The following is a 12070-nucleotide window of genomic DNA, read 5'->3' as shown; positions in this document are numbered from 1 at the left end:
GATGTGAGCCGATGAAAGTAAAAACGCTGGCACGACGCGAGGCCATTATTGAAGTGGCCGCCGCGCTTTTTCAGGAAATGGGCTATGAGCGGGCCTCAATGAACGAACTGGCCAGGCGGCTGGGAGGTTCCAAGGCGACGCTGTATAACTATTTTCCTTCAAAAGAAGAGTTGTTCACTGCGGTGGTGAGAACCTATGCGACTCAGCACCTCACCGATGCGGCGGGAGAGCTGAATGAGATTTCGCACCGTAATCAGCCCCTGAAAGAGAAACTTCAGAAATTTGGCGAAAGAATGTTACAGGTGCTGGTCAACGACGGCAGCGCGCTGGCGGTCTATCGTATGGTGGTGGCGGAATCCGGACACACTGATATCGGTACGCTGTTTCATGACTCCGGGCCGCGCGAAAGTATGGAAAAACTGTCGGCGGTGATGCTCTCTGCGATGGACGCCGGAGAACTGCGTCCCGGCGATGCCAGTCTGCGGGCATTGCAGTTTATGGCGCTGCTGACCGCTGAGATCGACGGGCGCATTTACCAGCGGCAGGCCCAGCCGGTAGGGACCAGCCGCATCAGCGAAATGACGCGCTGTGCGGTCAGTATGTTTTTCGCCGGTGCGGGCAAACCGGCGGCACAGTGACGAGGGACGCCGCCTGTTCAGGCGGCGGCAACGCTGGGCGATGATACCCCGGGTTTTTCTGCTGCTGCGGCCAGTGCGTCAGCAGCAAACTCATCAACGTTAATTGAGCGCAGGCGGCTGGCTTCTGCCCGGGTCAGAATGGCTGCTTCTTCTTCATTTAACCATTTCTCCTGCAATCCGCGTGTTGCCAGCTCGTCCAGGCGGGTAAACGACAGATTTTTCTTCAACTGCTTACAGAGGCGCTCGTGGATGGTTTCGGCGGCCATGACGTCCTGCAACGCTTCTTCCAGCTGACCTGCCGGATTATGTTCACCGGGCGTGAGATACTGGCCGCGTCCCAGACGAGTGCGGGTAGCTGAGGGGGTTTGCAGCAGCTGTGCCAGCTGATGATCCAGCTGGTCAGACGGTGCCCGGCAGTGGCGGCCCAGGGGGAAAATCATCCCGCGTAGCAGGCCAGCTATGATCCGGTTGGGAAAGTTGCGCAGCAGATCGTCCACGGCGATTTCTGCCTGGTTAAGCGCATCCTGTACGCCCCAGTGCAGCAGGGGGAGATCGGCCTGATTACGGCCTTCATCTTCGTAGCGCTTTAAGGTTGCAGACGCCAGGTAGAGCTGGCTCAACACATCCCCCAGCCGGGCAGAAATCCGCCCCCGACGTTTCAGACTGCCGCCGAGAACCGACATAGCGACATCCGACAGCAGCGCCAGACTGGCGCTCAGGCGGTTAAGATGCTGGTAGTAACGGCGGGTGGCGTCGCGGGTTGGCGAGGTGCTGGTTCGGCCACCGGTCAGCCCCAGCCACAGGCTGCGCATCCCGTTGCTGCCGACATGACCGACGTGACTGAACAGCGCCTGGTCAAAGGCAATGACGTCATTGTTCTGTGCGCTTTCCATCTCCGCCAGTACATAAGGATGACAGCGAATCGCCCCCTGGCCGAAGATAATCATGCTGCGGGTCAGAATGTTGGCCCCTTCCACGGTGATGGCAATCGGGGCACCCTGATACGCCCTTGCCAGAAAGTTACTGTTGCCGAGCATGATGCCTTTGCCGCCGGCAATATCCATCGCATCGACGATGGCCCGCTGGCCACGATGTGTGCAGTGGTATTTGACAATCGCTGACAGCACTGCGGGCTTTTCGCCCTGCACAATGCCGTAGGTGATGAGCGAGGCGGCAGCATCCATCACGTAAGCATTGCCCGCGATGCGCGCCAGCGGCTCTTCAATGCCTTCCATCTTGCCGACCGGCAGACGAAACTGGCGGCGAATGTGCGCATAAGCTCCCGTTGCCAGCGCGATGCTTTTCAGGCTACCGGTAGAGTTGGAGGGCAGGGTGATACCGCGCCCGACAGAAAGGCATTCCACCAGCATTCTCCAGCCCTGACCGGCCATTTTTGGCCCGCCGATAATGTAGTCAACCGGCACAAAAATGTCTTTGCCACGGGTTGGGCCGTTCTGGAACGGAACATTAAGCGGAAAGTGACGTTTGCCAATCTCCACGCCTGGCGTGCAGGCAGGGATCAGGGCGCAGGTAATGCCGAGGTCTTCAGTTTCGCCCAGCAGATGCTCAGGATCGTAGAGTTTAAATGCCAGGCCCAGCACGGTGGCGATGGGGGCCAGGGTGATGTAGCGTTTGTTCCAGGTCAGACGCATCCCCAGCACCTGCTGACCCTGCCAGTCGCCCATGCAGACGATGCCGGTATCCGGGATAGCGCCTGCATCGGAACCGGCTTCCGGGCTGGTCAGCGCAAAACAGGGGATCTCCTGACCACGGGCCAGGCGCGGCAGATAGTGGTCTTTTTGTTGCTCCGTGCCGTAATGTTGCAGCAGCTCACCGGGACCAAGAGAGTTGGGCACCCCGACGGTGATCGCCAGAATACCCGACACGCCCGCCAGCTTTTGCAGCACAAGGGCCTGCGCATAAGCGGAAAACGCCAGTCCGCCGTATTCTTTCTTAATAATCATGGCAAAGAAGCGATGTGCTTTCAGATGTGCCCACAGCTCTGGTGGCAGATCGGCCAGCTCGTGGGTTATCTGAAAATCACTCGCCATACGGCAGGCTTCGTTCACCGGGCCATCCAGAAAAGCCTGTTCCTCTGCGCTGAGGCGGGGCTGCGGATAGTTGTGCAGTTTTTGCCAGTCTGGTCGGCCGCGAAACAGATCGCCCTCCCACCAGGTGGTACCGGCCTCGATAGCTTCTTTCTCGGTGCGGGACATTGGCGGCATGACTTTTTTGAAGGTGTGCAATACCGGCTTTGAGAACATCGCTCTGCGCATGGGCAGCAGATTAAAAGGCAACAGAATGATAGCCAGTGGGATAATCAACCACGGCGTCCACAGCTGAGCGACGGCCATTGCCGCGCACCACACCAGCACTGTCAGGCTGCTCAGCAGCAGATTAACGCGGTGATAAAAGAGTGCGCCAATCAGCAGGATTGTCGCCACGCAACTGAGAACCATCATAAACATCTCCGTTAAGGGGTAAGAGGTCTGACCTGTTAGCTACAGGTTTAGATGAGATGTATTCTGTTAGCAATATGTTCACATAATATTTACAACGTCGATCACAATCTGCTGACCCTGCGAGCTGACGCCTGCCAGCGCCGGGAAAGGCGCTTTGCGCCTGGTCTGCAACCGGGTAAACTGACGCCTGGCTCACCTAAAAGGATTCCCCCTATGTATCAGGACATCATTCGCGCCGAACTTAACGAGGCGGCTGACACACTGAATAAATTCCTCAGTAATGACGCGAATATCCACGCGATTCAGCGTGCTGCCGTATTGCTGGCTGATTCATTCAAAGCCGGAGGAAAAGTGCTCTCCTGTGGCAATGGGGGATCACACTGTGATGCCATGCATTTTGCTGAGGAACTGACCGGACGCTATCGCGATAACCGTCCGGGCTATCCCGGCATTGCTATTTCTGATGTCAGTCACCTCTCCTGCGTCAGCAACGACTTTGGCTATGACTATGTCTTCTCACGTTATCTGGAAGCGGTGGGAAAATCGGGCGATGTTTTGTTAGGTATTTCCACCTCCGGCAACTCCGCGAACGTGATCAAAGCCATTGAAGCAGCCCGCGCTCAGGGAATGAAGGTGATCACGCTCACCGGTAAAGACGGCGGCAAAATGGACGGCATGGCCGATGTGGAAATTCGGGTGCCGCATTTCGGTTATGCCGACCGCATTCAGGAAATTCACATCAAGGTTATCCATATCCTGATCCTGCTGATTGAAAAAGAGATGGCGGCCTGATTTGTCTTACCCTTTGACGAGGTCATTGTATGTGTGAACTGCTCGGGATGAGCGCGAATGTCCCTACCGACATCTGTTTCAGCTTTACCGGGCTGGTTCAGCGGGGTGGGGGAACCGGTCCGCATAAAGACGGTTGGGGGATTACTTTTTACGAAGGAAAAGGCTGTCGCACATTCAAAGATCCTCAGCCCAGTTTTAATTCGCCCATTGCCCGACTGGTGCAGGAGTATCCGATTAAATCCTGCTCGGTCGTGGCGCATATACGCCAGGCAAACCGGGGCGAAGTGTCGCTGGAAAACACCCATCCTTTTACCCGCGAGCTGTGGGGACGTCACTGGACCTATGCCCATAACGGCCAGCTGACCGGCTACCGTTCGCTGGATACCGGTCCCTTTCGTCCGGTGGGCGAAACGGACAGCGAAAAGGCCTTTTGCTGGCTGTTGCATCAGCTGACGTCTCGCTACCCACGCACGCCGGGCAACTGGCCTGCTGTCTTTCGCTATATTGCGCAACTGGCGACGGAACTGCGGAAAAAGGGCGTGTTCAATATGCTGCTGTCAGATGGTCGTTATCTGATGGCGTTCTGTTCCACCAACCTGTTCTGGATAACCCGACGGGCACCGTTTGGTAAGGCAACGCTGCTGGATCAGGATGTGGAGATTGATTTTCAGAAGCAGACCACACCAGATGATGTGGTCACAGTGATAGCCACCCAGCCGCTGACCGGCAATGAAACCTGGCACAAAATTGAGCCAGGTGACTGGGCGTTATTTTGTCTCGGAGAGCGCCAGCGCTGAACAGTTACCGCTGCTCATTTTGCTGTTCAGCAGCGCGCTGTTCAGCACATAGCGGCCCGCGTTAACGCTGACGGCGGGTGGCTGGTGATTCTGCACGAATTCGGCATAGCCCGGTTGCAGCTGTTGCCAGAAGCTGTAGTACACCGAATAACGATGGCGTTGCAGATTACTGTCAGTCATACGGAACGGATAGATGCTTACCTCCACCCGAGGCTGGCCGTTGCGCAGCGCCGCTTCCACATAATGATAAATATCGTCAATATTGCTGTCGGTCATGGCGTAACAGCCAATCGACACGCAGCTGCCGTGGATCATCAGGTATTTCCCTTCATATCCCTGCTGGCGGTCATATTCGTTGGGGAAGCCGACGTTGATAGCGCGATAGAAGCGACTGTCGGGTTTCAGTTGCGAAAGGCCCACGCTGTAAAACCCTTCCGGGCTTTTAAAATCACCCTGACGGCGTTTTGGTCCCAGTCCCCCTGAAAAATTACAGATACGGTAACTGTCGAGCAGGCGATATTCGCTGCCAATTTTGCCGTACAGCTCAAGCAGGCGCTCTTCCTTAAATATCTGAATATAAACAGGAGTGCCGAGGAGTTGCTTCTTTAACTCTTTGCTTACCGGTGCCAGCGGAGTGACCTGTGCGACGGGGGCACTGGCAAATACAACGGTTGGCAGAAAAAACATCGCAAACAGCAGTGCGATTTTGCCCATTCTGGTTCCCTTGATCGTAGGGGGTGGATACGACGTCCGCAGACGTTACAGCGTACAGTTTCGGAATATTCCGTTAGCGCAGCGCCACATTAGCACTGTCTGTTTTTTTAGCAAGAGAGCAGAGCGGAAAAAAAGAAAGAAAACTCGGCTCAGCCCTCAGCCGCTGCGCTTTGCCGGGCAAAGCGATGGTTGCTATAACGCATTTTAACTGTATACTTATACAGTTATTGCGGAGGGTATATGCGTAAGATTATTCACGTTGATATGGACTGCTTTTTTGCCGCAGTGGAAATGCGTGACGACCCCAGTCTGCGCGATATTCCCATTGCTATCGGCGGCAGTCATCTGAAACGCGGGGTGATCAGCACCGCTAATTATCCGGCACGCAAGTTTGGCGTACACAGCGCGATGTCCACCGCGATGGCGTTGAAACTCTGTCCGCATCTGAAAGTGATTGCCGGGCGCTTCGATGCCTATAAAGAAGCCAGCAGCCATATCCGTGAAATTTTTTCCCGCTACACCGCGCTGATCGAGCCGCTCTCGCTGGATGAAGCCTATCTGGATGTCACTGACAGCCCTCACTGCCACGGTTCGGCCACCCTTATTGCGCAGGAAATCCGGCAGACGATTGCTCGTGAACTCAATCTGACGGCCTCGGCCGGTATCGCGCCGGTAAAATTTCTCGCCAAAATCGCCTCAGATCTTAACAAGCCCAACGGGCAGTTTGTGATCACTCCCGCAGAGATGCCAGGGATGCTACTCACGCTGCCGCTGGCAAAAATTCCCGGCGTGGGCAAAGTGACGGCAAAAAAGCTGGAAGAGCTTGGGCTGCTGACCTGTGGCGATGTGCAGAACGGCGACCTCGCGCTGTTGTTAAAGCGATTTGGCAAGTTTGGCCGCATATTGTGGGAGCGATGTCACGGCATTGATCAACGTGAAGTGGTGACTGACCGGTTGCGTAAGTCGCTGGGCGTGGAGCGTACGCTCTCAGAAGATATTCATCAGTGGGAGCAGTGCCTGACAATCATTGATTTCCTCTATGAGGAGCTGGAGCGTCGTCTGACGAAAATCAGGCCTGACCGGCTGATAGCACGCCAGGGGGTAAAGCTGAAGTTTGATGATTTTCAGCAAACCACTCAGGAGCATCTGTGGCCGGTGCTGAACAAAGAGGATTTTATCGCGGTGGCGAAGCAAAGCTGGGATGAACGTCGGGCGGGACGGGGAGTCAGGTTGGTCGGGCTGCATGTGATGCTGGTGGACCCACAGCTGGAACGTCAGCTGTTACTGGGATTGTAGAAGGGCCGCCATACTGACGGCCCCGAATGCTTAAACGCAGAGTGAGGTTATTTCGCGGGAATGGCTTTCAGCAGGGCGGTCAGCAATTGCCAGTACAGCCCCACGCTACCGATATGAACCTGCTCATCCGGCGAGTGCGGACCGGTGATGGTCGGGCCAATCGACACCATATCCATCTCCGGATAGGGTTTTTTAAATAACCCACACTCCAGGCCTGCATGAATGACCTGAATATTGGGCGTTTTGTTGAACAGCTTTTTGTAGGTTTCTGCCACCACGGCCATCACCGGAGAGTTCGCATCGGGCTGCCAGCCAGGGTAGCTGCCTTTCGCCACGGTTTGTGCGCCAGCCAGGTCGCCCAGCGCGGTGAGCATCTCCACCACGTAATCCTTACCGCTGTCGATCAGTGAGCGAACCAGACAGTTGATTTTTGCCTCGTTTTCACTCATCGCCACCACGCCGACGTTCAGTGAGGTTTCCACCACGCCTTTCATAACGTCAGAGTTACGGATAACACCGTCAGGCGTGCTGTTCAGGAGTGCGATAAAGGTATCGCGGCTGCTGCTGGTCAGCGCCTGTTGTGCTGCGGCGACGTTCTCCACCACCACGCTGATGTTCTTCTCTTTTAACCCCAGCTCGTTTTGCAGGGTGGCGAGGTAGCTGAGCGCGAGGCTTTTCAGTTCATCAACCCGGGTTGCCGCCACGGCCAGAGTGGCAACGGCCTCGCGAGGAATCGCGTTGCGCAATGTGCCGCCGGTGAAGTCGATCAGGCGCAGGTCAAGCTCTCTGGCATGAGCAAACAGGAAACGGGACAGCAATTTGTTAGCATTGCCCAGGCCGACATGGATATCCGCACCGGAATGTCCACCTTTCAGACCTTTCAGGACAAGCTTCAGAGGGACAAAGTCTGACGGTAGGGCTTCCCGATGGAGCGGCAACCTGCTGGTGAAATCGATGCCGCCTGCGCAGCCCATATAAATTTCACCCTCTTCTTCAGAATCGGTATTGATCAGGATCTCTGCCTGCAACCAGTTGGGTTGCAGACCAAAAGCGCCCACCATGCCGGTTTCTTCCGTCATGGTCAGCAGCACTTCCAGCGGCCCGTGCTCTACGGATTTGTCATTGAGTACGGCAAGCGCAGAAGCCAGGCCAATACCGTTGTCTGCGCCCAGCGTGGTCCCCCGCGCTTTCACCCATTCACCGTCAATCCACGGGCGGATGGGATCTTTGGTAAAGTCATGCACGGTATCGCTGTTATTTTGCGGCACCATGTCGAGGTGCGCCTGGAGGGCGACCGGCTTAAGATTTTCCAGCCCGGGCGTCGCCGGTTTACGAATCAGAATATTGCCCACCGCATCGCGGTCGGTGGCAAAGCCCTGCTGTGCCGCCCATGACAAAATGTACTGTGCCAGCTGTTCTTCATGGTAGGAGGGGTGCGGGATGGAGCAGATTTTAGCGAAAAGATCCCACAGCGGCTGGGGTGACAGTTGAGACAATTCAGACACGATAAATCTCCTGTGTCGGCACCATCAGCATAAGGCAACGGTGCAGGGTGAATATGGGCCAGTAAGCGGGTTTCCGTCAGCAGATCTGACCGGTTGCGAAGGAGAATATCATCGTTTCCACCGTGATGCTTATCTGATGAAGGGAAAAGCCAGCCCGGTGCTGGTTTTTAGTGGCACGGATCTTTATAATCCTGCGCAACCCCTCTCCTGGTACATTTTTAAGCCAGTCAGCCTGGCCGGGACTTCTTTTATATGAGTGAAAAATACGTCGTCACCTGGGATATGCTGCAAATTCATGCCCGCAAACTGGCTCAGCGCCTGCTTCCTGTTGAACAGTGGAAAGGTATCATCGCGGTCAGCCGTGGTGGACTGGTTCCTGCTTCCTTACTGGCGCGTGAGCTGTGCATCCGTTATGTCGATACCGTGTGCATATCCAGCTACGATCACGATAATCAGCGCGAAATGAAAGTGCTGAAACGTGCTGAAGGTGACGGCGAAGGCTTTATCGTCATTGACGACCTGGTGGATACCGGCGGCACCGCGCAGGCTATCCGTGACATGTATCCTAAGGCGCGTTTTGTCACCATTTTCGCCAAACCGGCTGGTCGCCCGCTGGTTGATGATTATGTGGTTGATATTCCGCAGAATACCTGGATTGAACAGCCCTGGGATATGGGCGTGGTTTACATTCCGCCGATTGTGAAAGGCTGATTGACCTGTATCATTGCAACGCCCGGTTCAGCCGGGCGTTGTGCTTTTTACGGTTCGCAGCCCACCGGCAGCCAGGCTAGACTACCCGGCACTCACTGCGCCGGAGAATTGCCCCATGACCAACAAAAACCTGAGCGAAGAGTTATTCAAACCGCGATTCAGGCATCCTGAAACCTCATCCCTGGTTCGTCGTCTTAATCGCCATCAATCTGAGCTTTGTTCTGCGCTGGAAGGTGAAAGTCACACCGGCTGGTATCGGACAATCAACCGCCTGCTGTGGGCCTGGCGCGGAGTAGCACCGCTGGAAACGGAGGAGGTGCTGTCCCGCATCGCCGTCAGCCAGGCAGAACGCACTGACGATCGGCTGCTGGATACCGTGATGGGTTACCGGGGCGGCAACTGGATTTATGAGTGGTCAAAACAGGCGGCGCTGTGGCAGGACCGGGCGGCAGCGGAAGAAGATGACAGGCTGGCAGGAAACCACTGGTTGCAGGCGGCGTATCTGTTCAGCATTGCTGGTTATCCCCATCTGAGTGGTGACGAACTGGCCGGACAGGCGCAGCTGATGGCCAACCGGGCCTTTGAGCAGGCAACCTCGCGGCTTTCGGGTGAGCTCAAAAAGCTGGAGTTTGCCGTGCCTGGCGGTGGTCCCGTGTGCGGTTTCCTGCATATGCCTGGCACTGCCAGCCCACCTTATCCCACCGTGCTACTTTGCGGCAGTCTGGATACTTTGCAGACCGACCACTATCGCCTGTTTCAACGCTACCTGGCCCCGCGTGGTATCGCCTTGCTGACCATTGATATGCCTTCCATCGGGTTTTCCGCAAAATGGAAACTGACCCAGGACACCAGTTTTCTGCACCAGCAGGTGTTGCAGCAACTGGCAACCGTTCCCTGGGTTAATCATACCCGGGTGGCGGCACTTGGCCTGCGGTTTGGTGCCAATGTGGCGGTGCGGCTGGCGTATCTGGAAGCCCCCCGACTGCGCGGCGTGGCCTGCCTGGGGCCAGTCGTCCACAGCCTGCTGTGTGAGAGGTCATTGCAGGACAACGTGCCCTCAATGTATATGGATGTGCTGGCCAGCCGCCTGGGGATGGCAACCGCAACGGATGCTGCACTGCGCGCCGAGCTCAACAGCTATTCACTGAAAACGCAGGGATTGTTAGGCCGGCGTTGCCCGATACCGATGTTTTCAGCTTACTGGCCGGCGGACCCGTTCAGCCCGGAAGAAGAATCCTTGCTGATCGCGCGGTCGTCTGCGCAAGGTAAGGCGCTGCGGATAGAAGGAACGCCTGTTTTTGGCAGCTTTGACAGAGCTTTAGAGAATATCGTCAGCTGGTTTGCAAAAGCGTTGCGTTGCTGACTGGTAAAAACGGAATACTCTGCTATACCAATAGCTTCAGATGGCCGCTGTGCCTCTGAAATCAGGAGAAAACCAAGCTTAATTCTGGAGGTTAGACAATGGCGTTACCAGGTGGACATCCCAGGAGCCGCTTAATGAAGCGTTTTGGTTCTCTTGGACCCTATATCCGCGAAGCCAAATGCGTGGACGATCGCTTCTTTTTTGACTGTCTTGCCGTTTGCGTCAATGTGAAACCGGCTCCTGAACTGCGTGAATTCTGGGGATGGTGGATGGAGCTGGCAGCGCAGGACGATCATTTCACCTATGAGTATCATTTCGGACTGTTTGATAAAGAAGGCAACTGGAAACCTTCAACGGTGAAAGGAAAGGAAAACAACGAGCGGCTGGAAGAGACACTGCGTAACTTTCACACCCGCCTGAAAGCCCAACTGGAAGAGATGTCATTGGGGCTGAAGCCTGCCGCCGACTTTGCCGATGAGCCGGTCAGACTGACCGCCTGACAGCAGTCAGATAACCGGGCAGAAGAACGAAAAAGGCTGGCAATCGCCAGCCTTTATTACAGACAGATTACGTGAATCTGACCGGGTTCAACTCAGAACTGATATACCAGACCTACAGCCACGATATCATCGTTGTTGAGTGACAGTTTATTGCTGTCGCTCAGCTGATTGATCTTGTAATCAACATAGGTGTTCATGTTCTTGTTAAAGTAGTAAGTCGCGCCAACGTCGATATATTTAACCAGGTCAACGTCGCCAATACCTTCGATATCTTTACCTTTGGTCTGCACATAGCCCAGAGACGGACGCAGGCCGAAGTCAAACTGATACTGGGCAACCAGTTCCAGGTTCTGCGCTTTGTTCGCCGCGCCAGCCACGGTGGTGGTGGTATTGTTGATGACTGCCGTGCCGCTGATCGGGGTCATATTACGCGTTTCGGTGTAGATGGCTGCCAGATAAACGCTGTTAGCGTCATACTTCACACCCGTTCCCCACGAATCGGCTTTTTCGCCTTTGCCCCAGGCCTGTGCCTGCTGCGCGTTAGTCCGGTCTGAGCTGGTGTAAGCTCCGCTGATGCTGACGCCAGAATTACCAAAGGCATAGACTGCTGACGCGCCGTAGCCGTCACCATTTTGTCTGCTGATGGTGCTGCGCGCATTGGCAGAATCCGCATCGTTTTTACCCTGGTATTGCAGGGCGAACTTCAGGCCATCAACCAGGCCGAAGAAGTTAGTATTACGGTAGGTGGCAACGCCGGTGGCGCGCTGTGCCATGAAGTTATCGGTACGCGCCGTGCCATCACCGCCAAACTCAGGGAACATATCGGTCCAGGCTTCCACGTCGTACAGCACGCCGTAGTTACGGCCGTAGTCGAATGAGCCATAGTCGCCAAACTTCAGGCCGGCAAAACCGAGACGGGTTTTATTGCCGTTGTTGGCATCACTGCCTTCGGAGTTATTGGTATTGAACTGATATTCCCACTGACCATAACCGGTCATCAGATCGTTAATCTGCGTCTGACCTTTAAAGCCAATCCGCATGTAAGATTTGTCGCCGTTTGCCGCGTCATTGTCGCTGAAATAGTGCAGGCCTTTAACTTTGCCATACAGATCCAGCTTGTTGCCGTCTTTATTATAAATTTCTGCGGCCTGAGCAGCGGTTGAGAGAGCCAGGGCGGCGATAATAATGGCCAGTGCGCTTTTCTTCATTTTGCTATCAATCCCGAATAAGTAAATTTTTATAGTGACCTTCAGAAAGTTCTGAAAGAAGAAACGTTTTACCCTGCGAATATT

The 12070-nt window shown here is 55.2% G+C and carries 11 protein-coding genes; 7 read left to right on the top strand and 4 right to left on the bottom strand.

Features of this window, described 5'->3' with window-relative positions:
- Window positions 1-11: 11 nt before the first annotated feature.
- Window positions 12-638 (top strand): TetR/AcrR family transcriptional regulator, encoded by a 627-nt coding sequence (locus tag BG55_RS02065; protein WP_034933967.1) that lies wholly within the window; start codon window positions 12-14, stop codon window positions 636-638.
- A gap of 17 nt (window positions 639-655) precedes the next feature.
- Here the strand turns inward: BG55_RS02065 and fadE are convergent, their stop codons facing one another.
- The gene (gene fadE, locus BG55_RS02060) at window positions 656-3100 is read right to left on the bottom strand and encodes an acyl-CoA dehydrogenase FadE (RefSeq protein WP_034933836.1); all 2445 of its coding nucleotides are present in this window, start codon (window positions 3098-3100) and stop codon (window positions 656-658) included.
- A gap of 213 nt (window positions 3101-3313) precedes the next feature.
- Between fadE and lpcA the strand changes: the two genes are divergently transcribed.
- Window positions 3314-3892: a D-sedoheptulose 7-phosphate isomerase gene (gene lpcA / locus BG55_RS02055; protein WP_034933834.1), complete on the top strand. Its 579-nt coding sequence runs from the start codon at window positions 3314-3316 to the stop codon at window positions 3890-3892.
- Window positions 3893-3921: 29 nt separating this feature from the next.
- Window positions 3922-4689, top strand: a complete 768-nt coding sequence (locus BG55_RS02050; RefSeq protein ID WP_034933830.1) for a class II glutamine amidotransferase — start codon at window positions 3922-3924, stop codon at window positions 4687-4689.
- Here BG55_RS02050 and dpaA read toward each other — a convergent pair.
- On the bottom strand, window positions 4660-5403 hold the full coding sequence (dpaA, locus tag BG55_RS02045) for a peptidoglycan meso-diaminopimelic acid protein amidase (RefSeq protein ID WP_034933826.1): 744 nt from the start codon (window positions 5401-5403) through the stop codon (window positions 4660-4662). The two genes, BG55_RS02050 and dpaA, sit on opposite strands and share 30 nt — an antisense overlap.
- A gap of 240 nt (window positions 5404-5643) precedes the next feature.
- On the opposite strand from dpaA, the gene dinB reads away from it, so the two are divergent.
- Entirely contained in the window at window positions 5644-6699 is a 1056-nt protein-coding gene (dinB, locus tag BG55_RS02040) for a DNA polymerase IV (RefSeq protein WP_034933823.1), read from the top strand.
- Between the two features lie 47 nt (window positions 6700-6746).
- Here dinB and pepD read toward each other — a convergent pair whose 3' ends face one another.
- Complete coding sequence (pepD, locus tag BG55_RS02035) at window positions 6747-8204, bottom strand: beta-Ala-His dipeptidase (RefSeq protein WP_034933820.1); 1458 nt, start codon at window positions 8202-8204, stop codon at window positions 6747-6749.
- Between the two features lie 252 nt (window positions 8205-8456).
- Here pepD and gpt point away from each other — a divergent pair, with 252 nt between their 5' ends.
- The 3 genes from gpt to crl all read left to right on the top strand — a co-directional run bounded on the left by gpt (window position 8457) and on the right by crl (window position 10778).
- Window positions 8457-8915, top strand: a complete 459-nt coding sequence (gene gpt / locus BG55_RS02025; RefSeq protein ID WP_034933815.1) for a xanthine phosphoribosyltransferase — start codon at window positions 8457-8459, stop codon at window positions 8913-8915.
- Window positions 8916-9030: 115 nt separating this feature from the next.
- The gene (gene frsA / locus BG55_RS02020; protein ID WP_034933813.1) at window positions 9031-10278 is read left to right on the top strand and encodes an esterase FrsA; all 1248 of its coding nucleotides are present in this window, start codon (window positions 9031-9033) and stop codon (window positions 10276-10278) included.
- 98 nt (window positions 10279-10376) lie between these two features.
- On the top strand, window positions 10377-10778 hold the full coding sequence (gene crl / locus BG55_RS02015) for a sigma factor-binding protein Crl (RefSeq protein WP_034933809.1): 402 nt from the start codon (window positions 10377-10379) through the stop codon (window positions 10776-10778).
- A gap of 92 nt (window positions 10779-10870) precedes the next feature.
- On the opposite strand, the gene ompC is transcribed toward crl, so the two are convergent.
- On the bottom strand, window positions 10871-11986 hold the full coding sequence (gene ompC / locus BG55_RS02010) for a porin OmpC (protein ID WP_034933805.1): 1116 nt from the start codon (window positions 11984-11986) through the stop codon (window positions 10871-10873).
- Window positions 11987-12070: the final 84 nt, after the last annotated feature.

Source organism: Erwinia mallotivora, assembly GCF_000590885.1.
Taxonomy (GTDB): domain Bacteria; phylum Pseudomonadota; class Gammaproteobacteria; order Enterobacterales; family Enterobacteriaceae; genus Erwinia; species Erwinia mallotivora.
Note: the sequence above shows the minus strand (reverse complement) of the source record. Positions and strands in the feature narration are given on the sequence as shown.